This window comes from Vibrio sp. ED002, assembly GCF_023277445.1.
Lineage (GTDB): Bacteria > Pseudomonadota > Gammaproteobacteria > Enterobacterales > Vibrionaceae > Vibrio > Vibrio jasicida.
On sequence record NZ_CP080238.1, the window covers coordinates 3,346,978 to 3,372,734 of the forward strand.

Annotated in this window: 25 protein-coding genes; 24 read left to right on the top strand and 1 reads right to left on the bottom strand. The window is 47.7% G+C overall.

Annotation, left to right across the window (positions count from 1 at the left end; genetic code table 11):
- Nucleotides 1–95: 95 nt before the first annotated feature.
- The 8 genes from ITG12_RS15580 (at nt 96) to fliJ (ending at nt 8,469) form a co-directional block, all read left to right on the top strand.
- The gene (locus tag ITG12_RS15580; protein WP_038882126.1) at nt 96–1,133 is read left to right on the top strand and encodes an ATP-binding protein; all 1,038 of its coding nucleotides are present in this window, start codon (nt 96–98) and stop codon (nt 1,131–1,133) included.
- Nucleotides 1,133–2,542, top strand: coding sequence for a sigma-54 dependent transcriptional regulator (locus ITG12_RS15585; protein ID WP_038882128.1), 1,410 nt, complete (start codon nt 1,133–1,135; stop codon nt 2,540–2,542). The genes ITG12_RS15580 and ITG12_RS15585 overlap by 1 nt, the downstream gene beginning before the upstream one ends.
- 126 nt (nt 2,543–2,668) lie before the next feature.
- A complete protein-coding gene (gene fliE, locus ITG12_RS15590) occupies nt 2,669–2,980 on the top strand; it encodes a flagellar hook-basal body complex protein FliE (protein WP_038872101.1) in 312 nt (103 codons plus the stop codon).
- A gap of 14 nt (nt 2,981–2,994) precedes the next feature.
- A complete protein-coding gene (fliF, locus tag ITG12_RS15595; RefSeq protein ID WP_095760607.1) occupies nt 2,995–4,737 on the top strand; it encodes a flagellar basal-body MS-ring/collar protein FliF in 1,743 nt (580 codons plus the stop codon).
- A complete protein-coding gene (gene fliG / locus ITG12_RS15600) occupies nt 4,730–5,782 on the top strand; it encodes a flagellar motor switch protein FliG (protein ID WP_038872096.1) in 1,053 nt (350 codons plus the stop codon). The genes fliF and fliG overlap by 8 nt, the downstream gene beginning before the upstream one ends.
- A 113-nt stretch (nt 5,783–5,895) precedes the next feature.
- A complete protein-coding gene (gene fliH, locus ITG12_RS15605) occupies nt 5,896–6,696 on the top strand; it encodes a flagellar assembly protein FliH (protein WP_038872093.1) in 801 nt (266 codons plus the stop codon).
- A gap of 3 nt (nt 6,697–6,699) precedes the next feature.
- Nucleotides 6,700–8,019, top strand: coding sequence for a flagellar protein export ATPase FliI (gene fliI, locus ITG12_RS15610; RefSeq protein WP_038872090.1), 1,320 nt, complete (start codon nt 6,700–6,702; stop codon nt 8,017–8,019).
- A 6-nt stretch (nt 8,020–8,025) separates the two neighbouring features.
- A complete protein-coding gene (gene fliJ / locus ITG12_RS15615; protein WP_039974184.1) occupies nt 8,026–8,469 on the top strand; it encodes a flagellar export protein FliJ in 444 nt (147 codons plus the stop codon).
- Nucleotides 8,470–8,505: 36 nt separating this feature from the next.
- Here fliJ and ITG12_RS15620 read toward each other — a convergent pair whose 3' ends face one another.
- Nucleotides 8,506–8,820 carry an NIPSNAP family protein gene (locus tag ITG12_RS15620; protein WP_045420114.1) on the bottom strand — a complete coding sequence of 105 codons (315 nt, stop codon included), beginning with the start codon at nt 8,818–8,820 and terminating at the stop codon, nt 8,506–8,508.
- A gap of 264 nt (nt 8,821–9,084) precedes the next feature.
- Between ITG12_RS15620 and ITG12_RS15625 the strand changes: the two genes are divergently transcribed.
- From ITG12_RS15625 to ITG12_RS15700, 16 genes are all read left to right on the top strand, one after another.
- Nucleotides 9,085–11,091, top strand: coding sequence for a flagellar hook-length control protein FliK (locus ITG12_RS15625; protein ID WP_248873212.1), 2,007 nt, complete (start codon nt 9,085–9,087; stop codon nt 11,089–11,091).
- Nucleotides 11,092–11,130: 39 nt separating this feature from the next.
- A complete protein-coding gene (fliL, locus tag ITG12_RS15630; protein ID WP_038872085.1) occupies nt 11,131–11,631 on the top strand; it encodes a flagellar basal body-associated protein FliL in 501 nt (166 codons plus the stop codon).
- A 7-nt stretch (nt 11,632–11,638) separates the two neighbouring features.
- Nucleotides 11,639–12,685, top strand: coding sequence for a flagellar motor switch protein FliM (fliM, locus tag ITG12_RS15635; RefSeq protein WP_248873213.1), 1,047 nt, complete (start codon nt 11,639–11,641; stop codon nt 12,683–12,685).
- A gap of 97 nt (nt 12,686–12,782) precedes the next feature.
- Entirely contained in the window at nt 12,783–13,193 is a 411-nt protein-coding gene (gene fliN / locus ITG12_RS15640) for a flagellar motor switch protein FliN (protein ID WP_005438697.1), read from the top strand.
- A 1-nt stretch (nt 13,194) separates the two neighbouring features.
- Nucleotides 13,195–13,608: a flagellar biosynthetic protein FliO gene (gene fliO / locus ITG12_RS15645; RefSeq protein WP_248873214.1), complete on the top strand. Its 414-nt coding sequence runs from the start codon at nt 13,195–13,197 to the stop codon at nt 13,606–13,608.
- Nucleotides 13,595–14,464 carry a flagellar type III secretion system pore protein FliP gene (gene fliP / locus ITG12_RS15650; RefSeq protein WP_039974181.1) on the top strand — a complete coding sequence of 290 codons (870 nt, stop codon included), beginning with the start codon at nt 13,595–13,597 and terminating at the stop codon, nt 14,462–14,464. The genes fliO and fliP overlap by 14 nt, the downstream gene beginning before the upstream one ends.
- A 28-nt stretch (nt 14,465–14,492) precedes the next feature.
- A complete protein-coding gene (gene fliQ, locus ITG12_RS15655) occupies nt 14,493–14,762 on the top strand; it encodes a flagellar biosynthesis protein FliQ (protein ID WP_005380488.1) in 270 nt (89 codons plus the stop codon).
- Nucleotides 14,763–14,770: 8 nt separating this feature from the next.
- Nucleotides 14,771–15,553, top strand: a complete 783-nt coding sequence (fliR, locus tag ITG12_RS15660; protein WP_038872076.1) for a flagellar biosynthetic protein FliR — start codon at nt 14,771–14,773, stop codon at nt 15,551–15,553.
- Between the two features lie 9 nt (nt 15,554–15,562).
- Complete coding sequence (flhB, locus tag ITG12_RS15665; RefSeq protein ID WP_248873215.1) at nt 15,563–16,693, top strand: flagellar biosynthesis protein FlhB; 1,131 nt, start codon at nt 15,563–15,565, stop codon at nt 16,691–16,693.
- Between the two features lie 239 nt (nt 16,694–16,932).
- Nucleotides 16,933–19,032, top strand: coding sequence for a flagellar biosynthesis protein FlhA (gene flhA / locus ITG12_RS15670; RefSeq protein ID WP_038872072.1), 2,100 nt, complete (start codon nt 16,933–16,935; stop codon nt 19,030–19,032).
- A gap of 28 nt (nt 19,033–19,060) precedes the next feature.
- Complete coding sequence (flhF, locus tag ITG12_RS15675) at nt 19,061–20,572, top strand: flagellar biosynthesis protein FlhF (RefSeq protein WP_038882133.1); 1,512 nt, start codon at nt 19,061–19,063, stop codon at nt 20,570–20,572.
- A gap of 14 nt (nt 20,573–20,586) precedes the next feature.
- Nucleotides 20,587–21,474, top strand: coding sequence for a MinD/ParA family protein (locus tag ITG12_RS15680; RefSeq protein ID WP_038882135.1), 888 nt, complete (start codon nt 20,587–20,589; stop codon nt 21,472–21,474).
- The gene (locus ITG12_RS15685; RefSeq protein ID WP_038882136.1) at nt 21,467–22,201 is read left to right on the top strand and encodes an RNA polymerase sigma factor FliA; all 735 of its coding nucleotides are present in this window, start codon (nt 21,467–21,469) and stop codon (nt 22,199–22,201) included. The genes ITG12_RS15680 and ITG12_RS15685 overlap by 8 nt, the downstream gene beginning before the upstream one ends.
- A 45-nt stretch (nt 22,202–22,246) precedes the next feature.
- The gene (gene cheY / locus ITG12_RS15690; protein WP_017635949.1) at nt 22,247–22,615 is read left to right on the top strand and encodes a chemotaxis response regulator CheY; all 369 of its coding nucleotides are present in this window, start codon (nt 22,247–22,249) and stop codon (nt 22,613–22,615) included.
- Nucleotides 22,616–22,734: 119 nt separating this feature from the next.
- Nucleotides 22,735–23,475 carry a protein phosphatase CheZ gene (locus ITG12_RS15695; protein ID WP_038872065.1) on the top strand — a complete coding sequence of 247 codons (741 nt, stop codon included), beginning with the start codon at nt 22,735–22,737 and terminating at the stop codon, nt 23,473–23,475.
- Between the two features lie 9 nt (nt 23,476–23,484).
- Nucleotides 23,485–25,734 (top strand): chemotaxis protein CheA, encoded by a 2,250-nt coding sequence (locus ITG12_RS15700; protein WP_248873216.1) that lies wholly within the window; start codon nt 23,485–23,487, stop codon nt 25,732–25,734.
- Nucleotides 25,735–25,757: the final 23 nt, after the last annotated feature.

The window sequence follows — 25,757 nt, forward strand, 5'->3', positions numbered from 1 at the left end:
CATAACGCTATGATAAATATAGAAAACAGCTTGGTATGCTAATTGCTTACCAAGCTGTTTTAGTATTTAAATGGCGATATTTCGACAGGCAGTGAATGGACAATAACACCAACCAATCCCATTTAGACTCAGTAGAGAATCAAGTAGAGCGTTACAAACAAGTTTTGGACGTGATGCCTGCTGGTGTGATCTTGCTCGATACACACGGTGTTGTGCGCGAAGCGAACCCAGAGGCACATCGAATTCTAGAGATTCCACTGGTCAACGAGAAATGGTTCAACATCATCCAAGCGGTCTTTGATCCGCGTGAAGATGATGGTCATGAAATCTCACTGCGTAACGGACGTAAAGTTCGCTTGGCGATCTCCGCTTCGGCGACGGGACAGCTGATTCTGATCACCGACTTGACCGAAACACGCTTGCTGCAATCACGCGTGAGTGATTTGCAACGACTGTCCTCCTTAGGTCGCATGGTGGCGTCTTTGGCTCACCAAGTAAGAACGCCGTTATCGAGTGCCATGCTATATGCATCAAATTTAGGTGCGCCAAATCTCCCTCCAGCGACAAGAGAGCGATTTCAAAGCAAATTAATGGATCGACTGCACGATTTGGAGAAGCAGGTTAATGATATGCTGCTTTTTGCCAAGGGTGGTGATAATAAAGTCATTAAGCCATTTAACATTGCTCAGCTTGTTGCGGAATACCAGCCGATGGTGGAAACCGCGCTGAAGAACAATAACATTGACTACTTCTTAGAAGTGGAAGAAGAACAGACTGAGCTGTTAGGCAATGCTAACGCCATTGCATCCGCACTGAGTAACTTGGTGATGAATGCGATTCAGATGTCTGGAAAGGAATCACAAATAGATGTCTTTTTCCGCCCGGTTAATGGTGAACTGCGCATTTCTGTGCAAGACAGCGGGCCGGGAGTACCAAAAGAACTACAAGCCAAGATTATGGAGCCGTTTTTTACCACGCGTTCTCAAGGAACCGGGTTGGGGCTCGCTGTAGTTCAAATGGTTTGCCGTGCCCATGACGGTCGATTGGAACTCATTTCAGAGCAGGGCGATGGAGCCTGCTTTACCATGTGCATTCCGCTAGAGCGAGTGCAAGCAGATACTGGAGAATCATAATGGCGCAAAGCAAAGTGCTGATCGTAGAGGACGATGAAGGTCTTCGTGAAGCCCTAGTAGATACTCTGGCTCTGGCAGGGTACGAATGGTTAGAAGCCGATTGTGCAGAAGATGCGTTAGTAAAACTAAAGTCAAACGCGGTCGACATCGTGGTTTCTGACGTACAAATGGCTGGCATGGGCGGTTTGGCTCTGCTACGCAATATCAAACAGAATTGGCCGAACTTACCCGTTCTTCTTATGACGGCTTACGCAAACATTGAAGACGCAGTATCAGCAATGAAAGAAGGTGCGATTGATTACATGGCGAAGCCATTTGCACCAGAAGTACTGCTGAACATGGTGAGCCGTTACGCACCAATTAAGAGTGACGATAACGGTGACGCGGTCGTGGCGGACGAGAAAAGTCTGCGCCTACTGGCTTTGGCTGACAAAGTCGCGCGCACCGATGCAAATGTGATGATCTTGGGCCCAAGTGGCTCTGGTAAAGAAGTGATGTCCCGTTACATCCACAATGCATCTAATCGCAAAGATGGCCCTTTTGTCGCAATCAACTGTGCAGCAATCCCAGACAACATGCTTGAAGCGACGTTGTTCGGCTACGAGAAAGGTGCGTTTACCGGTGCGGTTCAAGCGTGTCCGGGTAAGTTTGAGCAAGCACAAGGCGGTACGATTTTGCTGGATGAAATCAGTGAAATGGACTTGAGCTTACAAGCGAAACTGCTACGTGTTTTACAAGAGCGAGAAGTGGAGCGTTTGGGTAGCCGCAAGAGCATCAAGCTCGATGTGCGCGTTCTTGCCACTAGTAACCGTGACCTCAAGCAGTACGTCTCAGAGGGCAACTTCCGTGAAGACTTGTACTACCGCTTGAACGTATTCCCAATTTCATGGCCGGCACTTTGTGAACGTAAGGGGGATATTGCGCCACTTGCAACGCATCTTGCTGAACGTCATTGCAGCAAAATGGGCATGCCAGTACCTAAGTTCTCACCAGTTGCATTAGATAAACTGCTTCAATATCCATGGCCGGGTAACGTTCGTGAGTTGGATAACGTGGTTCAGCGAGCACTCATTTTGAGCGAAAACGGTGACATCGATGCAGAACACATTTTGTTGGAAGGTGTAGATTGGCAAGATGCAAGCAGCCTACAATCTGTTGTGCAAAATGCTGAGGTTTTGGTTCCCGATGTTAAGCCTGTCGCGCAAGTGGATCCGATCAATCGTGTTGCCGCTGGTGGTGAAGGCCTTGGTGGTGAACTGCGTGACCAAGAGTACGCGATCATTTTGGAAACCTTGATCGAATGTAACGGCCGCCGCAAAGAGATGGCAGAGAAATTAGGTATTAGTCCACGTACCCTGCGTTACAAACTCGCCAAAATGCGTGACGCTGGTATCGATATTCCTGCTTAGTACTCACATCAATAGCCATAGGACAAAAGTGTGGGTACACTACGGCACTATTGTCTTATGGCACAGTAATTGCTGTGTCAATAATCAGTTTTAGTTAATAGTCAAACTTTTGGCTTAGAGGTGACAATGAAAGTTGATGGTATTCAAGCACAAATGCGCGCCATGATGGTGGAAGCGACCAACACCGCTCCCGTTGCAACTGGTGCGAAAGTAGGGGCGGATTTTGGCGATCTCCTCACTAAAGCCATCAATAACGTTAACTCACTTCAAAAAACATCCGGCGACCTGCAAACGCGTTTCGATCGTGGTGACGCTGATGTTTCCCTTTCTGACGTTATGATTGCTCGTAACAAGTCCAGTGTTGCATTTGATGCCACTGTACAAATCCGCAATAAGCTCGTTGAGTCCTATAAGGATCTCATGAACATGCCAGTGTAATTTAGGTAATAAGTGTGGCAGACAAGTCTACAGATTTAACCGTCACCGATGGCGGCGCAGATGGTGCACTGATCGCTGGCTCAGATTTGGATGTGGATAGCCAAAACCCAGATCTTGAAGAGCGTAGTGCGTCAAAATTCGATATGGCAGTAGGTGACCTCGATTTACTTCGACAGGTTGTGCTTGTGCTGTCTATCTCTATCTGTGTTGCGTTAATCGTGATGCTGTTCTTCTGGGTGAAAGAGCCGGAAATGCGCCCTCTAGGTGCGTATGAAACCGAAGAATTGATCCCAGTGCTGGATTATCTTGATCAGCAAAAAATCAACTACAAGCTTGATGGCAACACCATCTCGGTTGAGTCGAGTGATTACAACTCGATCAAACTCGGCATGGTGCGCTCAGGTGTGAACCAAGCGACTGAGGCGGGTGATGATATTCTGCTGCAAGACATGGGCTTTGGTGTATCACAACGTTTGGAGCAAGAACGTTTGAAGCTCAGCCGCGAGCGCCAACTTGCGCAAGCGATTGAAGAGATGAAGCAAGTGCGTAAAGCACGTGTGCTTCTTGCTTTGCCAAAACACAGTGTGTTCGTACGTCACAACCAAGAAGCGTCTGCTTCGGTATTTTTGACACTCTCTACTGGCACAAGCCTTAAGCAACAAGAAGTTGACTCCATCGTAGACATGGTGGCGAGTGCTGTTCCTGGCATGAAGACGTCACGTATTACGGTGACCGATCAACACGGTCGCCTATTGAGCTCAGGCTCACAAGATCCTGCCTCTGCAGCTCGTCGTAAAGAGCAAGAACTTGAACGCAGCCAAGAACAAGCGCTACGAGAAAAAATTGATTCCGTCCTGCTGCCAATCCTAGGTTTTGGTAACTACACCGCGCAAGTAGACATCCAAATGGATTTCAGTGCGGTAGAGCAGACTCGCAAACGTTTCGACCCAAATACACCAGCGACACGAAGCGAATACGCACTCGAAGATTATAACAACGGTAACATGGTGGCAGGCATTCCTGGCGCTTTGAGCAATCAACCGCCAGCGGACGCGTCTATCCCACAAGACGTCGCGCAGATGAAAGATGGCTCAATTACCGGCCAAGGCTCGGTGCGTAAAGAATCAACGCGCAACTTTGAACTCGATACCACCATCAGTCACGAACGTAAACAGACTGGTACATTGGCACGCCAAACCGTTTCTGTAGCTATCAAAGACCGTCGCAGCGTGAATCCAGACACGGGTGAAGTCACTTACACTCCAATGTCAGAATCTGAAATTAATGCGATTCGTCAAGTGCTGATCGGTACGGTTGGTTTTGACCAAAATCGTGGTGACTTACTCAATGTCTTGAGTGTGAAGTTTGCCGAGCCAGAACTTGAGCAGATGGTCGATCCACCGATTTGGGAACATCCGAACTTCAATGATTGGGTTCGTTGGTTCGCAAGTGCATTGGTGATCATCGTTGTGGTCTTGGTGTTGGTTCGCCCAGCATTGAAGAAACTGCTCAACCCAGCGAGCGACGACGAAGACGAAATGTACGGACCAGATGGCTTGCCAATTGGTGCGGATGGCGAAACCAGCCTGATTGGTAGCGACATCGAAAGCGGTGAACTGTTTGAGTTTGGTTCAAGCATTGATTTGCCTAACCTTCACAAAGATGAAGATGTATTGAAAGCGGTTCGCGCTCTGGTTGCAAACGAGCCTGAACTTGCCGCTCAAGTTGTGAAAAATTGGATGAATGACAATGGCTAACGATATCGTTCCTCAAGATGAAAATGGCGGATTGCCGGTAGAATTTGATGCGTCCACCATTACCGGTGAAGAAAAAGCAGCCATCTTATTGCTCAGCCTGAATGAGAGTGACGCCGCTGGCATTATTCGACACCTAGAACCGAAGCAGGTTCAGCGTGTGGGTAGTGCGATGGCAAAGGCAAAGGACCTTAGCCAAGACAAAGTCTCAGCGGTTCATCGAGCGTTTTTGGAAGACATCCAGAAATACACCAACATTGGTATGGGCAGCGAAGACTTTATGCGTAATGCTCTGGTTGCTGCACTGGGTGAAGACAAAGCGAATAACTTGGTTGATCAAATCCTATTGGGTACCGGCTCGAAAGGTCTGGATTCATTAAAATGGATGGACCCTCGCCAAGTGGCAAGCATTATTGTCAACGAACACCCGCAGATCCAAACGATAGTTTTGTCTTACTTGGAAGCAGACCAGTCCGCAGAAATCCTATCTCAGTTCCCAGAACGTGTGCGCTTGGACCTGATGATGCGTATTGCCAACCTAGAAGAAGTTCAACCGTCTGCACTGGCAGAGCTGAACGAAATCATGGAGAAACAGTTCGCAGGTCAAGCGGGTGCACAAGCCGCGAAAATTGGCGGCCTGAAGGCAGCGGCAGAAATCATGAACTACCTAGACAACAACGTCGAAGGTATCTTGATGGAACAAATTCGCGACCAAGACGAAGACATGGCGACGCAAATCCAAGACCTTATGTTTGTATTCGAGAACTTGGTGGAAGTGGACGACCAAGGCATTCAGAAATTACTGCGTGACGTTCCTCAGGACGTTCTGCAACGCGCACTTAAAGGTGCCGATGACTCTCTACGTGAGAAAGTCTTCAAGAACATGTCTAAGCGTGCAGCTGAGATGATGCGTGACGATATCGAAGCAATGCCACCAGTTCGCGTTGCAGACGTAGAAGCGGCGCAAAAAGAAATCTTGGCGATTGCTCGTCGTATGGCTGACGCTGGCGAAATCATGCTGTCTGGCGGCGCAGACGAGTTCTTATAATCCTTTCTTATTCCTCCTGCTTAAGTGGGAGGAATGCACTTCCTTAGTCGCGCATTTTTCAAAGCACTTTATTTTTAATATCAATTTCAACATAGACAGATTGTAGGTTAAGCATGGCTGGCGATAGAAAACGTGGATTTATCCGTCCTGATGAAGACGATGCGATGATCGAACCGCAGCGCTGGGGGTTGCCTGATTATGGTGAGCCGAAAGCAAAGCAAGCCAAGCAAACTGCGTTTAACTACGATCCAGGTTGGGTGCCAAACTTTGACGAACCAGAAGAAGAGCAAGCGCTTGAGCTGACAGAAGAACAGATTGAATTGATCAAGCAGGGCGCTTATCAAGAAGGTCTGTATCAAGGTCAAGAAGCAGGCTTTAAACAAGGTTACGACAAAGGCAAAGAAGAAGGCATTCAAGCAGGACATGCAGAAGGTCTGGAGCTCGGCAAAGTTGAAGGCGTGACGGCAGGACAAGAGTACATTCAGCAGCAAGTCGAAACCTTCATGAACTTGGCAAACCAGTTCGCTCAGCCTTTGGAGCTCATGAACGCTCAGGTTGAAAAGCAGCTGATAGACATGGTGTTGTGCCTAGTCAAAGAAGTCGTACACGTGGAAGTGCAAACCAATCCTCAAATTATTCTTGATACGGTGAAGCAGTCTGTAGAAGCGTTGCCTATTTCTGGTCATCCAATCACCTTGCATTTGAACCCCGATGACGTCGCGATCATCCGTTCTGCATATGGTGAAGAAGAGCTCGATTGCCGTAACTGGACGTTGGTCTCTGAACCGGCGCTAAACCGTGGCGATGTACAAATCGCAGCGGGTGAATCGAGCATTAACTACCGCATGGAAGAACGCGTGAAAAGCGTGTTGAACAGCTTTTGTGGTGCAAATCGCCATCAAGGGAGCGAGTAATCCATGCAAGCCTTGGCCGACCGCTTAAAAAACTACAAAGTTGAAGGTTTAACCACACGCCCTGTTGCTTCCGGCAAGCTTGTGCGTGTTGTTGGCTTAACTTTGGAAGCGACGGGTTGCCGTGCGCCAATTGGCAGTTTGTGTTTGGTCGAAACCATGTCCGGTCATATGGAAGCGGAAGTGGTGGGCTTTTCTGGAGACAATCTTTTCTTAATGCCGAGTGAGCAAATCACAGGCATCTTACCAGGGGCGAAAGTGACACCTTTGACCAGCGAGGCCGGTCTGCCTGTTGGTATGGAACTACTAGGTCGCGTGATCGACGGTGTGGGTAACCCACTGGACGGTCTTGGTCCGCTTTACACCGAACAACGGGCTTCGTTCAATGCCGAACCTATTAACCCATTGGCACGTAAACCGATATCCGAACCACTCGACGTCGGCCTGAAAGCTATCAACGGTTTATTGACGGTAGGTAAAGGCCAGCGTATTGGTCTGTTTGCCGGTTCTGGTGTGGGTAAATCGGTCACCCTTGGCATGATGACACGAGGCACGACGGCGCAAGTTGTTGTCGTTGGTCTGATTGGTGAGCGTGGACGTGAAGTAAAAGAATTCATTGAAGAGATTCTGGGTGAAGACGGACGCCGTCGCTCTGTTGTGGTGGCTGCTCCTGCCGATGCTTCACCTTTAATGCGTTTGAAAGGCTGTCAAACTGCACTGACGATTGCCGAATACTTCCGTGACCAAGGGTTAGATGTTCTTCTATTGATGGATTCACTGACTCGTTTTGCTCAAGCACAGCGCGAAATTGCACTGTCAGTCGGTGAGCCTCCTGCAACCAAAGGTTATCCGCCTTCGGTGTTTGCGAAATTACCGGCGTTGGTAGAACGTGCGGGTAATGGCAGTGATGACCAAGGTTCGATTACCGCTTTCTTTACTGTTTTAACCGAGGGTGATGATCTACAAGATCCGATTGCCGATGCGTCACGTGCGATCCTCGATGGCCACATCGTGTTATCCCGGGAAATGGCCGATGCGGGCCACTACCCGGCGATTGACGTTGAGAAATCGGTGAGCCGCGTTATGCCGCAAATCACCACCGAAGAACACGTATTGATGTCGAAAGCTGTGCGCCAAGTGCTCTCCATTTGCCGTAAAAACCAAGACTTGGTGTCGATTGGTGCGTACAAGCCGGGTACTGATCCAGCGATCGATGGTGCGTTTACCCTCAAGCCAAGATTGGACGAATACCTACAACAACGTATGAAAGAATCCGTACCATACGATATGTGTGTCAATATGCTGAAAAGCATTTTAGGTGGGTAATAGCGCATGAATAACGCGATGGAATTCCTACTTGATCAAGCGAAAGAGCGTGAAGACCAAGCGGTGTTGGCACTGAACAAAGCACGCTCAGAGCTTGAAGACTACTACCGCCAAGTCGAACAGATTGAAAAGTACCGTTTAGATTACTGCCAACAGTTAGTCGATCGCGGTATGGCAGGTCTGACGGCCAGTCAATATGGTCACTTAAACCGATTCTTAACCCAGCTTGATGAAACGCTTTCCAAGCAAAAGCAAGCGGAAAACCACTTCAAAGAGCAAGTCGTCAACTGCCAAGACTATTGGTTAAACATGCGTAAAGAGCGAATGTCTTATGAGTGGATGATTGATAAGCGCGAGAAAGAAAAGCAAATTGCGGAAGCTAAGCGAGAGCAAAAGCAAATGGATGAGTTCTCTACTTTACTGTATAGCCGAAAACCGCAACGTTTTTAAGCGTCTCCTGTCGCTATGTAGTATTGTTTTTGTTGGCTACATGTCGACGGATTCAAGCAAAGTGACTTTAACCGAGTCTTGCTCGATCAACTCAAACACTTTTGGACGAATGTTGTTAATCCACCAATCATTGTAAGTGTCCGCATAAAGTCTCTGACGATCGGCTTCGCTATCAAATTCCCGTAACCACACAAAATAATCGTGCCCATCTTCACCCGTGTGAACATAGGTGCTTAGGACATGCATGCCTTTGGAGCGTTGGTAGGGCAGCAACTCGTCTTTCATCCACGTTAACCATTGCTCTGTTTTGCCTGTTTTGATTTTGTATTGGCGTAATTCTGTTACTTTCACAGTCGGTCCTCGTCGGTTGAGCAAGGTTACTGTTTACGCCTTGAAAGCGTTTGAGTCAAATTCATCGCACTAAGCCGTTTCTTCTGAGGTTGATCTTGATTCCATCATTCAATCGGGCCTGATGAGCGTCAGAAAACTCACGTTATGCGTTGGCGTGATTTTTGCAATTCTATTTGCCAAACGGGTTCTCCAATCACCTAATTTTGCCATGCAAGGCAATCCGGCAGTGGAATGACTCACGCTGGCGATAACGAGAGTGTCTATATGAATATGAATTTGTCGAATGTTTCTGCAACTAGTAAGTCATCGGTTTCCGATGCGTCTTCAAAAGTTGATGCAGAAAACCCTGAAAGCAAAGGTTTTTTTGAAACCTTAGCTGGGGTATTTACGGATTCACAAAAAGCAGAAAAGGCAGTCGCGAAGTCTGACACGCCAGAAGCATCAACAGAAATTGAAAGCGAAAGCCTGAAAGTGGCCTCGACAGGCTCTGAAGGTGAGAGCCAAGAAAAAGTCACAACAGAAGGTGAGAAGACCACGTCAACCGAATCGACCGACGCGTTGCTGATTCAAGGCGAGACAAAGGCAACAAGCGATCAAGGTAGTAAAGCGACGCCTGTAGATTCTGATGTTGACACTGTTGGGGTAAATTCATCGGTTTCACAGAGCGGCAGTGAAGTCCCTGTTGCTACAAAATTTGATTCTGGCCACGCAGGGGATACGTCCGTGGTGGCGAGTGAGACTCAAAAGAACATATCCGATACTCAAGTACAGAGTGATAGCGTAAAGAGTGCGATGGGAGAAGGTCAACAGTTGCTTGGTCGAATTGAGCAAGCAAACCAAGCGCTAAAAACTAATGAGTCTTTAGTTGATAGCGGCAAAGCATTGCCACCAGAGGCAGCATTTGCAGCAAAGTCAATGATGACAGTGGATGGTAAGCCGTTATCACCAGAGCAAAAGATCGAACTAGCAGCGTCAAATACGTTACCGCAAGGTGAGATTACCGTGTCGAAACAAGGTGAAACGGTGACTTTGGATGCCGACGGTAAACCAATTGGCCCACACCCTAAGACAGAAGCACAAATTGATTGGAATTCACCAAACACTCAAGCCATGCATGCAGAAGCAACCGTAAACGCGACGACGCAAGCCGCGGTTAACGGCCAAGTTGTCACACAAGGTGCGCAGCCGATTATTGGATCTGAGGCGTTTCAAAAGACCTTGTCAGCCGACACTGAAACGGTTGACGTAAAACGTATCTCTATCGATGAACTACACGTCATCGATACAAAGTTAGCGCAAGGAAAGCCGCTTTCTAAGCAAGAGAACGATATCATTGAAGGGCTAAAAACGGGCGAACTTATTGCGGATATTCCAGAGCAAGAGTTGGCTCAGTTTGTTGCCTTACCGAGTGATGTAAAAGTCGCAATGGCAGAACATCAAGCAGCTCAACACAATTCTAGAACGGTTGCTTCAACGGTGACCGCTCAGCAAGCGCATCAACTTGCCGCACAGGAACTAAAGCATACGACCGCACAAGTGAACGCTCAAACTGCAGCTACGCCAAATGTCGATAAAGCTGCAATGTCTGTGATGCCAGAGGCACTAGCGGCTTCAACGATTAATCCTGTGAATCAAGCAGCATCGAGTGCTGAATTGAGTAAGAAGGTCATGAATGCTGGCCTTGCTGCTGGCGCATTAAAAGGTGCTGCGAATAAGCAAGATAAACCGGAACCACAACCTAGTTTAGCGGGACAAATTCAAGCGGCAGCAGGTCAACAAGGTATGACAGGTCAGCAACAAACAAGAGTGGATGCCGCTCAGCAAGCTCAGTTGCCGTTGCAACTAACCAAAGAGCTGGCGAATGATCAAGTCGCTGAGAAAGTGCAAATGATGATGTCGAAGAACTTAAAGAACCTCGATATCCGTCTTGATCCACCAGAACTTGGTCGTATGCAGATCCGCATGACAATGAACAACGATCTTGCCAACGTTCATTTTACGGTAGCAAACCCACAAGCACGCGACTTGATTGAACAAACACTGCCTCGTCTAAGAGAAATGTTGGCGCAGCAAGGCATGCAACTGGCGGATTCTTCAGTGCAACAACAAAGCAGTGGTCAGCAGCAAGGTGGCTATGCGAATGCGGATCAAAATGGTCAAAGCGGACAAGGTCGTGGATTTTCTGGCCAGTCAGATGAAAACTTTGATGCCGACGTGAATCTTGATTTGAATGTGGCCTCAAAGCGTGATGGAATTAGTTTTTACGCATAAAATAGCGGCCTAGAAAAAGCAGAACAATAAGAGACAGTAATGGCAGAAGAACAGCTACAAGGTGTTGATGCACCGAAAGGAAAAGGCAAACTACTGGTCATCATCATTGCGGTAGTGGTGTTGCTTATCGGTGGTGGTGCAGCAGCCTTCTTTTTAATGGGTTCTGACGAGCCTGCGCAAGCCGCTCAAACTCAGCAAGCGCAAGCCACGACCGCTGCAGAGCCCATTGCCTACGTTAACATTGCACAACCGTTTATTTTTAACGTGACGGGTGACCGTCGCGACAGACTGGTACAAATCAAAGCACAGCTGATGGTGCGCGGTAGTGAAAATGAGCAATTAGCTCGTTACCACTCCCCACTAATTGAAAGCTCTTTGTTGTCGACTTTCGCATCGGCAACCGTAGAGCAGCTTCGTTCACCTACGGGTCGTGTGGAACTGCGAGATCGCGCTTCAGACGACATCAAAGCGGCATTGAACGCGGCAGTTGGTAAGCCAGTGATTGAGAAAGTACTGTTTACAGATTTTGTAATTCAATAGGTAAAACGTGACCGATCTATTAAGCCAAGACGAGATTGATGCGCTACTGCATGGGGTTGACGATGTTGATGACATCGATGAACCCATAGATGCCGGCGACGAAAGTGCCGTTAGTTTCGATTTCTCGTCTCAAGACAGGATTGTCCGTGGTCGGATGCCGACGCTCGAACTTATCAATGAGCGCTTTGCACGACACATGCGAATCAGCCTGTTTAACATGTTGCGTAAAACCGCTGAGGTGTCGATTAACGGCGTACAGATGATGAAATTTGGTGAATACCAAAATACGCTGTACGTTCCGACCAGTTTGAATATGGTGCGTTTTCGTCCACTCAAAGGCACAGCCTTGATCACCATGGAAGCACGTTTGGTGTTTATCTTGGTTGAAAACTTCTTCGGGGGTGATGGTCGTTTCCACGCCAAAATCGAAGGCCGAGAATTCACGCCAACCGAACGTCGCATCATTCAGCTTCTGCTGAAAATTGTTTTCGAAGATTACAAAGAAGCGTGGTCGCCAGTGATGGGGGTGGAATTTGAATACCTCGATTCCGAAGTGAACCCAAGTATGGCAAACATCGTGAGTCCGACCGAAGTGATTGTCGTGAGTTCATTCCACATCGAAGTTGATGGCGGTGGCGGTGACTTCCACGTAGTGATGCCTTACTCCATGGTTGAACCAATCCGCGAACTGCTTGATGCAGGTGTGCAATCCGACAAGATGGAAACTGACGTTCGTTGGAGCTCTGCTTTGCGCGAAGAAATTATGGATTGCCCGGTTAACTTCCGTGTGAACTTGTTAGAGAAAGACATCTCTCTTCGCGATTTGATGGAACTGCAGCCGGGTGATGTTATCCCGATTGAAATGCCAGAACACGCGACTATGTTCATCGAAGATTTGCCGACTTACCGTGTGAAAATGGGGCGTTCTGACGACAAGCTTGCCGTGCAAGTTTCTGAAGAAATCGAGCGTCCACACGTAGTCAAAACCGATTTAGCCTTCTTGGGTAAAGACATCATGTCTGAACTTGAGAATGACGACGATACAAACGATTAAAAATCCTTGCTAAAACAAGCCGCCAAGATGTCTCTCTCAATGTCATTGGTGACGAGACTCAAAAAGGCGTAAGCAAGGCTTAACACAGGACAGAAAAATGGAACCAAGTGACGATCAAAAGCTAGCAGACGAATGGGCAGCCGCTCTTGGCGAAGACCCGTCTGCACCTTCAATCGATGTTGATGAGATATTGGCAGCGCCACTGGAAGAGTTAAAAGATACTTCTGCTCCAATTACGGAAGATGAGCGTCGTAAACTCGACACCATCATGGATATCCCAGTGACCATCTCGATGGAAGTGGGTCGCTCGCAAATCAGTATCCGTAACCTGCTGCAATTGAACCAAGGTTCGGTTGTGGAACTTGACCGTCTAGCTGGTGAGTCATTAGATGTATTGGTTAACGGTACTTTGATTGCTCATGGTGAAGTCGTTGTCGTCAATGACAAGTTTGGTATTCGTCTGACCGACGTGATCAGCCAAACTGAACGCATTAAAAAGCTGCGCTAATATGAGCAGTTCAATCAAAACGCGATTGAAGCAAATTACAGGAGCACTCGGCTTAATGCTGAGTGCTCCTTATGCATTTGCAGCCGCGCCAACGAGTCTAGATTTAGCAACCACGTTAGGTTCTTTAGTGCTTGTGATTGGTGTGATTTTATTACTGGCTTGGTTGCTAAAACGCATGCAAGTTCCAGCGATGGGGCAACAGAAAGGGCTGCGTATTGTCAGTCAGTTACCAGTCGGCACCAAAGAGCGCATTGCGGTTGTTCAGGTTGGTGAAGAACAGTTCTTGGTTGGCATTACAAGCCAATCTATCCAAATCTTGGCCAAGCTTGAAACGCCATTGAAAGAGGAAGCGTTGGCGACCAGCGCATTTGCTAGTCAATTTAGCCAACTGATAAAAAAACATGACAAAGGATAATTCAATCCGCTTGATGCTGAGCACCTTTATGCTGCTCGTTGGCGTGCTGTTTTCTTCGCTTTCTTTTGCACAAGCAGAGGAATCATCATTGCCTGCCAATCTAGCGCAGGGCGACAGTGTGACGGTTAAGGCAATGGAGGGTGAGTCGGGCTCAAGCCGCAGTATGTCAGTGGGCAATGGTGGAGGGATTCCCGCCTTTACCATGACGACCAATGCCGATGGCAGCGAAGACTACTCGGTTACTCTACAAATTCTTGCTTTGATGACCATGCTTGGCTTCTTGCCTGCGATGGTGATTTTGATGACGTCGTTTACCCGTATCGTGGTGGTTATGTCCATCTTGCGACAGGCAATGGGTCTACAACAAACGCCTTCTAACCAAGTCATTATTGGTATCGCGCTATTTTTGACGTTCTTTATCATGTCGCCTGTCTTGAATGAAATTAACGATCAAGCGGTTCAACCCTATTTGAATGAGCAAGTGACGGCTCGTGAAGCCTTCGACGCTGCACAAGCGCCGATGAAAGCTTTTATGCTCAAACAAACTCGCATCAAAGATTTGGAAACCTTCGTGACCATGTCAGGTGAAGAAGTGACCAACCCAGAAGATGTCTCGATGGCGGTCTTGATCCCAGCTTTCATTACCTCTGAACTTAAGACGGCATTCCAGATCGGCTTTATGCTGTTCTTACCGTTTTTGATCATCGACCTGGTTGTTGCTTCTGTTTTGATGGCAATGGGTATGATGATGCTATCGCCAATGATCGTATCGCTACCATTTAAGCTGATGCTGTTTGTGCTGGTGGATGGGTGGAACTTGATATTGTCGACACTTGCCGGCAGTTTTGCCCTTTAGATTGGCCACAGAGAGAAGAGGGTAAGACATGACTCCAGAAATGTTTGTCGAGCTTTTTCGTGAGGCACTTTGGATGGTGCTGATCATGGTGTGTGCCATCATTATCCCCAGCTTGCTGATTGGTCTAGTCGTGGCGATTTTCCAAGCGGCAACCTCCATCAACGAACAGACGCTGAGTTTCTTGCCGCGTTTGATTGTCACTTTGTTGGCTCTGATGTTGTTCGGCCACTGGATGACGCAAATGCTGATGGAATACTTCTACGGCCTGATAGAACGCTTACCACAGGTGCTCTACTAGAGGCGCGTATGGAGTATCCAACTCATATCGTCCTCGACTGGATCGCAAACTACTTCTGGCCCTATACCCGTATCTCTGCCATGTTGATGGTGATGACGGTAACTGGGGCACGCTTCGTCTCACCTCGAATTCGCTTATACCTTGGCTTAGCGATCACCTTCGCGGTTGCGCCTGCTATTCCCGCTGTGCCACAAGACATTGAATTGCTCTCTTTCCGTGGTTTCATGACCATCGCTGAGCAAATCATTATTGGCGTTGCCATGGGCATGGTGACTCAATTTATGATCCAAACCTTTGTTCTGCTTGGTCAGATCCTCGGTATGCAATCGAGCTTGGGTTTTGCCTCCATGGTTGACCCTGCGAATGGGCAGAACACGCCACTACTTGGTCAGCTCTTTATGTTCTTGGCAACTATGTTCTTCCTTGCCACCGATGGGCACTTAAAAATGCTGCAGCTGGTAGTGTTCAGTTTTAAAACCTTGCCAATTGGTTCTGGCTCATTAGGAAGTGTCGACTTCTATGAGATGGCGAGTTGGCTAGGCATCATGTTTAAAACGGCACTGAGTATGTCTTTATCTGGCATCATCGCATTGCTTACCATCAACTTATCATTTGGTGTAATGACGCGTGCTGCACCGCAGTTGAATATTTTCTCACTCGGTTTTGCATTCGCGTTGATGGTGGGCTTGCTGCTTTGTTGGTACATTCTGGCGGGTTTATACAGCCATTATGAATTGTTCTGGGCTGTGGGTGAGGAGCAGATTTGTAACCTCATTCGCTTGAATTGCTAGGAGGCTGGATTGGCAGAGTCAGACGGTCAAGAACGCACCGAAGAAGCCACCCCCCGACGGTTACAACAAGCCAGAGAGAAGGGGCAAGTTGCTCGATCTAAAGAGCTCGCATCCGCCTCTGTGCTGATTGTGGGCGCGATCGCCTTAATGTGGTTTGGTGATGCTTTAGCACGCTCACTGTTTTCTATTATGAGCCGTTTATTTGATCTCAAGCGAGAAGAGATCTTTGATACTGCAAAGTTGTTTGATATTGCGTTTGGCGCGATGACAGATTTGCTGTTTCCACTGTTTTTGATTCTCATCATCTTGTTTGTTGCTGCCATGATTGGAGCCGCAGGGGTCGGGGGCATCAGTTTTTCTGCTGAAGCGGCAATGCCAAAACTGTCCAAAATGAACCCGCTTAGCGGTTTAAAACGTATGGTTGGTATGCAGAGTTGGGTGGAGCTTATCAAGTCCATCCTGAAAGTCGCACTTGTTACGGGGATGGCAATATACCTCATTCAAGCCTCACAAGCGGACTTGATTCAACTCAGTATGGATGTGTATCCGCAAAACATTTTCCATGCTTTGGATATCCTACTCAACTTCATTTTGCTTATCAGTTGTTCGTTGTTAATTGTGGTCGCGATCGATATTCCCTTTCAGATCTGGCAGCATGCCGATCAACTTAAGATGACCAAACAAGAGATTAAAGACGAATACAAAGAGACCGAAGGCAAGCCAGAAGTAAAAGGGCGTATTCGCATGTTGCAAAGGGAAGCCGCACAGCGTCGAATGATGGCGGATGTCCCGCAAGCGGACGTTATCATTACCAACCCTGAGCACTTTTCGGTAGCGCTGCGCTATAAGCAGAAAACGGACCGTGCGCCTGTGGTGATTGCCAAAGGTACTGACCACATGGCGATGAAAATCCGAGAAGTGGCGCGTGAACATGACATTACCATTGTACCCGCTCCACCACTGGCGCGTGCGCTTTATCACACCACCGAATTAGAACAAGAAATACCTGACGGACTGTTTACTGCCGTTGCACAAGTTCTCGCATTTGTGTTCCAGCTTAAGCAATATCGTAAACGTGGCGGTCAGCGACCTAAGATCCAAGATTACGATTTGCCAATCCCACCGGAACATCGCCACTAATGAAAATAATTGCATGGGTGAAGTAGACAAAAATTCGCATTAGATCAAAGGATTGTGATTTCTTTGAGCGATTAGTCATTATTTTGGCGTTAATCATGGTACACACATTGCTTATAACGCGTTAATCAACAACAATACCTAAACTTTTAGGCTAAAGCCGTCGCGTAGTACTCATTATAAGCGTTTAATTACTGCTTTCAGTTACGTGATGCTCCAGACCGATTGAGACACCTCGCAGTATGAAGTTAAGCCTGCCATTTGCAGATAAATTGCCAAAGATCCCACAGCGTTCCATGCCTGCCATTGGAGCGCCTGTTATGGTACTGGCCACCCTTGCGATGGTGGTTTTGCCTATTCCTGCGTTCTTGCTGGATTTATTCTTCACCTTTAACATCGCCTTAGCCATGGTGGTGTTGTTAGTGACCGTTTACACACGTCGTCCACTCGACTTTGCTGCATTCCCAACTGTACTGCTTATTGCAACCTTATTGCGCCTTGCATTGAACGTGGCGTCTACGCGTGTGGTACTTCTTTACGGTCATGAAGGGGGCAACGCCGCTGGTAACGTAATCGAAGCCTTTGGTAACGTTGTGATTGGCGGTAACTACGCCGTGGGTTTGGTCGTGTTCCTAATCTTGATGATCATTAACTTTATGGTGGTCACCAAAGGTGCGGGTCGTATTTCTGAGGTAAGTGCTCGCTTCACACTGGATGCCTTACCGGGTAAGCAGATGGCGATTGATGCAGACTTGAACGCCGGTTTGATTGACCAAGACCAAGCACGCATACGCCGTTTTGAAGTGACCAAAGAAGCCGACTTCTACGGTTCAATGGATGGTGCGTCTAAGTTTGTTAAAGGCGATGCGATTGCCGGTATCTTAATCCTGTTCATCAATATCATCGGCGGTTTGTCGATTGGTATGGCACAGTATGGTTTGGGCTTCTCTGAAGCGATGCAAATCTACACGCTCCTGACCATTGGTGACGGCCTGGTGGCACAAATTCCATCGTTGCTACTGTCTATCGCTGCAGCGATGATGGTAACGCGTCAAAATACTGATGAAGACATGGGTGAACAGCTGATTTTCCAGATGTTCGACAACCCGAAAGCCCTCATGATCACCGCTGCCATTCTTGGTGTGATGGGTATCGTGCCGGGTATGCCGCATTTCTCGTTCTTGTCATTAGCCGCTGTTGCTGGTGGTGCTGCTTACTGGCTTGATAAGAAGCAAAAACAAAAAGCCAAAGAACCGGCCTTACCCGCCAAAGCGGAAGATGGCAGCGAACCCATTTCTCAACGCGAATTGTCATGGGATGATGTACAACCCGTCGATATCATCGGTCTGGAAGTGGGCTACCGTTTGATCCCATTGGTGGACCGAGACCAAGGTGGCGAACTGCTTGAACGTGTGAAAGGCGTGCGTAAAAAGCTCTCTCAAGACTTCGGTTTCCTTATTCCTGCGGTTCATATCCGCGACAACCTAGAACTGACCCCAAACAGCTATCGTATTACCTTGATGGGCGTTGCTGTTGGTGAGGCCGAGATTCGTCCCGACCAAGAACTAGCTATTAACCCTGGCCAGGTTTACGGCATGATTGAAGGCGAACCAACCATGGACCCAGCGTTCGGTCTTGAAGCGGTTTGGATTCGTGAAGAGCAACGTGAACATGCACAAGCTCTTGGTTATACCGTTGTTGATTCTTCAACTGTATTGGCGACGCACCTAAGTCAACTACTCACCAACAACGCATCACAGCTGATTGGTCATGAAGAAGTACAGAACCTATTGGAAATGCTTGGTCGTAGCGCACCTAAGTTGGTGGAGAACTTCGTCCCTGATCAACTGCAATTAGGTGTGGTGGTCAAAGTGCTACAAAACCTACTTAACGAAGCCATCCCTATTCGCGATATCAGAACCATAGTGCAGACGTTGGCCGAGTACTCGAGTAAGAGTCAAGAACCTGACATTTTAACGGCAGCGGTGCGCATTAGCCTGAAGCGACTAATTGTTCAGGAAATCAATGGTATAGAACCAGAGTTGCCGGTGATAACACTCATTCCTGAACTGGAACAAATATTGCATCAAACCATGCAGGCATCAGGGGGCGAATCTGCGGGCATAGAACCGGGGTTAGCCGAGCGACTTCAGTCCTCCTTGAGCCAAGCGACACAAGAGCAAGAACTGAAGGGTGAGCCTGCGGTTCTGCTGACGTCTGGCGTATTGCGTTCCACACTGGCGAAGTTTGTTAAGAACACAATACCTAACCTCCGCGTACTGTCTTACCAAGAAATACCGGACGAGAAACAGATCAGAATTGTGCAAGCCGTGGGTAACTGATCCCGCGCATCATTAATGGATTCATAGTTTGAAGATTAAACGATTTTTTGCCAAAGACATGCGAACGGCGCTGCTCCAAGTGAAAGAAGAACTTGGTGCCGAAGCGGTGATCATGTCGAATAAGAAAGTGGCGGGCGGTGTCGAGATCGTTGCGGCAATAGATGGTGAGTCCAATGCGGCACCGTCTTCGCAAGCGCAGTCGCTTCCTAATCGCAGCGCAGCTCAATCGAATCGTTATAGCGAACCTCGTCAAATGTCATCATCCGCGTCTGAGCGTTATCAAGATCGCCGTTTAGATGAAGACAGAATCAGCCTAAACGCGAACAATGAAAAATCAGGCTCGATGACAAAACGTTTCGCGAACATGCTCAAGCAATACAGTGGCGGTGCCGCTGAGTCAGATGACCACGTAGCGGAAAATGAAGATTCGCTATCGGCATTGTTGCAACGCCAAAATAAGCATCGTGAAAGCTATAACCAAGAAAAGCCGGCGCCTTACCAACCAGACTCACCCTTGGCGAAGTTGATTGCTCAAGACAGCCGTTTTGAGCGTCCGACGCCAAAGTTGGACCCAACCCGCTACGATCGCCGTCGTCCTTCGGATGAGCGTGAAGACGCAGCGGATGAACTGGAGAACATGCGAGAAGAGATGACATCAATTCGTCGTCTGCTTGAGCACCAAGTCTCTGGTTTGATGTGGCAAGAAGTTGAACGCCGTGAGCCTCTAAGAGCCATGCTGATCAAACGTTTAGAGCGAATGGGTGTGTCCCCGGAGCTTGCGGATCAAATGGCATGCTATATCCCAGAAGACACTAAACCAGCGCGAGCGTGGAAAGCACTGCTTTCTCTTGTTGCAGATCAAATCACGATTCCAAAACAAGATATTTTAAAGCGTGGTGGCGTGGTTGCACTGCTTGGCCCGACAGGAGTGGGTAAAACCACGACCGTTGCGAAGCTGGCAGCACGTGCGGCGATGGAGTTTGGTGCCGATAACGTAGCCCTTGTGACAACAGATACATATCGCATAGGTGCACATGAGCAGCTCTCAATTTACGGAAGAATTATGGGTTGTCCCGTAAGAGTTGCTAAAGATTCTAACGAGTTAGCCGATGTTATATATCAGCTACGAAACAGAAGACTGATTTTGGTCGATACGGCAGGGATGGGGCAGCGAGATGTAAGGCTCTCTGAACAGCTTGATACCCTGATGCAAGAGAGTGGTGAAGTGATTCACAGCTACCTTGTTTTGCCAGCTACCGCTCAACGTCGAGTTTTGCAAGAAACACTGGATCATTTCCGACGCATTCCGCTGTCGGGCTGTATTTTGACTAAGCTGGATGAATCATTGAGCTTGGGTGAATTTATCAGCGTCGTGATTCAGAATGCGATGCCAGTGGCATACATCGCCAATGGTCAGCGCGTACCAGAAGACATTGTGATAGCACAACCAAAATACATGATTGCGAAAGCAAATGAACTGTTAGAGAAGTCGACAGAGAACGAACCTCACTTTTGGAACAGTGACAGCGAAGGACTCTAGGGCGGCGGACTACTATGACTGAGAATATGATACACGATCAAGCAAGCGGCCTCCGTCGCTTAACACAACCATCATTGACTAAAGTAATTGCTGTTACTGGCGGCAAAGGTGGTGTGGGTAAATCAAACGTAACACTGGGTCTGGCGATCTGTATGGCTCGCCAAGGCAAGAAGGTGATGGTTCTCGATGCTGACCTAGGTCTAGCCAATGTTGACGTTATGCTCGGAATCCGTTCAAAACGTAACCTTGGGCATGTCCTTGCGGGTGAATGTGAGCTAAAAGATGCGATTGTTGAAGGCCCTTATGGTATAAAGATAGTCCCTGCAACTTCTGGCACACAAAGCATGACCGAGCTATCTCCTGCTCAACATGCTGGACTCATCCGTGCATTTGGTAGTCTTGAAGAAGAAATGGACGTACTGCTGATTGATACAGCAGCGGGCATTTCTGACATGGTGATTAGTTTTTCACGAGCAGCTCAAGATGTTGTGGTTGTTGTCTGTGACGAGCCGACTTCTATCACAGATGCCTACGCATTAATCAAGTTGTTGAGTAAAGAACACCAGGTCCAACGCTTCAAAGTTGTTGCAAATATGGTCAGAAGCTACCGTGAAGGCAGAGAATTATTCGCAAAGTTGACGCTAGTCACAGAGCGCTTCTTGAATGTCAGCCTTGAACTCGTAGCATGTATTCCATTGGATGATAAAGTTCGACAAGCCGTTAAACGACAAAAGATCGTTGTGGATGCATTCCCTCGTTCTCCAGCGGCTTTAGCAATCAGCTCATTAGCGAACAAAGCACTAACGTGGCCACTGCCGAAAACACCAAGTGGACACCTAGAGTTCTTTGTTGAAAGGTTGCTAAATCGTACTGAATTCACAGAGGACCCTTTTGGTGAATAAAGCGATTACCTACGACCAACATGGCAAGTTTAATAGCCAGCAGGCGTTCATTGAACGTTATTCTGTGTTGGTCAAGCGTATTGCTCATCACCTGTTAGGCCGTTTACCGCCGAGTGTTCAGGTAGAGGATTTAATTCAGGCCGGCATGATCGGTCTTATCGAAGCTCAGCAGAATTATGATGGTTCTAAAGGTGCGAGCTTTGAAACTTATGCAGGTATCCGTATTCGCGGTGCAATGTTAGATGACATTCGCAAAGGCGACTGGGTACCTCGTTCTGTTCATAAAAATAATCGTGAAATTAACCAAGCGGTAGCGGAGCTGGAAGGCATCTTAAATCGCGACCCGTCTGACTCTGAAGTCGCAGCGCATCTTGGTATGACACTAGATCAATACCACAGTGCGTTGACCGACATAAATTGTTCAAGGTTAGTGGGTATCGAAGATTTAGGTGTTTCTGATGACGTGATTTCACCAGCGGACGAAACCGATGACAGCAACCCATTTAAGGGCGTAGCTGATGAATCGTTTCGAAAAGCACTGGTTGAATCAATAAAACAGCTTCCGGAGCGTGAAGCTTTGGTACTTTCGCTTTATTATGACGAAGAACTCAATTTGAAAGAGATTGGCGATGTGTTGGGCGTAAGCGAATCTCGCGTAAGCCAAATACTGAGTCAAGCGATGCAACGTTTACGCACCAAGCTCAGTGCGTGGACACAAAATGACTAAACACACTGATTTTACGATTCAGTGGAGGCAATTTTGAATAAAAACATGAAGATCCTTATTGTTGACGATTTCTCAACAATGCGCCGTATTGTTAAAAACCTGCTTCGTGACTTGGGTTTCAATAACACTCAAGAAGCGGACGACGGTTTAACTGCATTACCAATGCTGAAAAAAGGTGACTTCGATTTTGTTGTAACTGACTGGAATATGCCAGGTATGCAAGGCATCGACTTGCTTAAACACATCCGTGCAGATGCAGAATTAAAGCACCTTCCTGTTCTTATGATCACAGCAGAAGCTAAACGTGAGCAGATCATTGAAGCAGCACAAGCAGGCGTTAACGGCTATATCGTTAAGCCATTTACCGCTGCAACACTAAAAGAAAAATTAGATAAAATTTTCGAACGTTTATAACTCTCTCTTTTTCTTTGTTACTCGAGTCATCACTCCTAATACCTAATACAAAAGGGTGGCTCGGTTGACGCTCAAAAAAGCAAAAGAAAGCACTAAACGTAAAAAAGGGTCTATTCAGGATGATCTCACTAGAGCAGGCGAAGTCGCTCGTTCAGATGCTAGAAAACGGGGAACAGGACCAAGCTAACACGCTTGTTGCCTCGATATATGAAGGCGACGGGAATCCGATGCTTAAAGAAATCGGAACATTAACCCGTGACCTTCATGATTCACTTAAGCAGTTCAACCTCGATCAGCGCATGACAGAAATTGCAAAAGCCGAGATACCGGATGCAAGAGACCGTCTGCAATATGTGATTGATAAAACTGAACTGGCAGCAAACAAAACGATGGATGCGGTTGAGTGCTGTTTACCTATCGCTGATAACCTGCATGAGTGCCTTCAACAAGTTCGACCTCAGTGGAACGAACTCATGCACGGACGCATTGAATTAAGCGATTTCAAAACACTTTGTCACCGTATCGATGAACTGTTAGTTCAAGTCGAAGGTGACAGTACTGAGTTGCGCGGTCAACTGACCGAAATTCTTATGGCACAGGACTTCCAAGACTTAACGGGTCAAATTATTCGCCGTGTGATCACGCTTTCTAATGAAGTGGAAGATCGCTTGGTTGAGATCTTGACCGTCTTTTCTGCAAATAAACCAGAAGAACAGACTCAAGTTTTGCCAGAACCGTCAGATAAAAAGATTAAACAATCAAGCGAAGCTGAAGGCCCTATTCTGAATCCGGAACTTAGGGAAGATGCGGTTTCATCGCAGGACGAAGTCGACGATTTGTTGTCCAGTCTTGGATTTTAAAGGTAACGTATGAGCTACGATTTAGACGAAGATATTCTTCAGGACTTTCTCATTGAGGCTGGAGAAATCCTAGAGCTGCTGTCTGAGCAGCTGGTTGAACTGGAAAATAACCCAGAAGACAAAGATCTCCTAAACGCGATTTTCCGCGGCTTCCACACCGTAAAAGGTGGTGCTGGTTTCCTATCATTAGCAGAGCTGGTTGACACTTGTCACGGTGCTGAGAACGTGTTTGACGTGTTAAGAAACGGTCAGCGTTCTGTATCACCAAGCTTGATGGACACCATGTTAAAAGCGCTGGATACAGTCAATACGCAATTCCAAGCGGTGCAAGATCGTGAGCCACTAGATGCGGCAGATCCAGCATTGTTGGAAGAGCTTCACCGTTTGTGCAAGCCAGAGTCAGAAGACGAGGTTGTTACGGTCGCAGAAGCACCAGTTGTAACGCCAGAGATTCCTGAACCTACTATCGAGCAGCCTGCTGCGCCAGTAGAAGCAAGCACAGCTCCAGTGAGTGTTGGGTCCGTGGATGAAATTACTCAAGACGAGTTCGAGAAACTGCTTGATGAACTGCATGGCAAAGGCTCAGCACCAGGTGCATTGACGCCTGTACCGCCTGCTCCTGCAAAGCCTACTCAAGCGAATGCTCCGGCAACCGATAGCGGTGATATTACTGACGATGAGTTCGAGAGGTTGCTCGACGAGCTACATGGTGTTGGTAAGAGCCCATCTGCTTCTGAAATTGCTCCAGTTGAGCCGCCAAAAGCGGCAGAACCTGCTGCGCCAGCCGGCTCTGCGTTTTCGAACGACAGCGATTTGATGACGGATGAAGAGTTTGAAAAACTCCTCGACGAATTGCATGGTTCAGGCAAAGGTCCTTCTCTTGAAGAGCTCGATTTTGCGACTAAGCCTGCATCAGCAAACGTTGTTCCAGAAGCGCCAAAAGCGGAACCCGCTCCAGCTCCTCAACCAGTTCCAGTAGCGGCTGCGCCTTCTCCTGCACCTGCTTCTGCTCCTAAGCCAGAAGCAAAACCGGTTGCGGTAAAAGAAGAAGCGAAAGCGCCAGCGGTTAAGAAGCCACAAGCAGAAGCTACTGTACGTGTTGATACGTCGACGCTAGACACCATCATGAACATGGTTGGTGAGCTTGTATTGGTGCGTAACCGTCTACTAAGCCTGGGTTTGAACAGCAACGACGAAGAAATGTCGAAAGCGGTAGCAAACCTAGACGTCGTGACTGCAGACCTTCAAGGTGCAGTGATGAAAACGCGCATGCAGCCAATCAAGAAAGTATTTGGCCGTTTCCCACGCGTTGTTCGCGACTTGGCGCGTAACCTAAATAAAGACATCGTGCTTGAAATGCGCGGTGAAGAAACCGACCTAGATAAAAACCTAGTAGAGGCGCTAGCGGATCCATTGATCCACTTGGTGCGTAACTCGGTTGACCACGGCATTGAAATGCCAGACGACCGCGCGAAAGCAGGTAAATCTCGTACTGGTAAAGTTATCCTATCTGCGTCACAAGAAGGCGATCATATCGAACTGGCTATCGTTGATGATGGCGGTGGTATGGATCCGAACAAACTTCGTGGTATCGCCGTGAAACGCGGCATGATGGACGAAGATGCGGCTGCGCGCCTGTCTGACAAAGAGTGTTTCAATTTGATCTTTGCTCCTGGTTTCTCAAGCAAAGATAAGATTTCTGATATCTCAGGTCGTGGTGTTGGTATGGACGTGGTAAAAACCGCGATCAATACACTAAATGGCTCTATCGATATTGACTCTGAATTAGGTAAGGGTACGAAGATTACGATCAAAGTACCGCTTACATTGGCAATTCTACCGACGCTAATGGTTGGCGTTGGCGGTCACCCATTTGCACTACCTTTGGCTTCTGTTAACGAGATCTTCCACTTAGATCTTAGCCGCACGAATGTGGTAGATGGCCAACTGACGATCATCGTACGTGATAAATCTATTCCACTGTTTTACTTGCAGAACTGGTTGGCTTTTAAGTCTCCACGAGTACAAGAGCGTACGGGTCACGGTCATGTTGTTATCGTACAGATCGGCAGCCAACGAGTTGGTTTCGTGGTGGATACGCTTATCGGCCAAGAAGAAGTGGTTATCAAGCCATTAGACAATCTATTGCAAGGCACGCCAGGTATGGCAGGTGCGACTATCACGAGTGATGGCCACATCGCATTGATTCTTGATGTGCCAGACCTACTTAAGCAATATGCTGCGGCTTCACGCATTTAAGCGAAGCTGGGGTTTATAAAAGG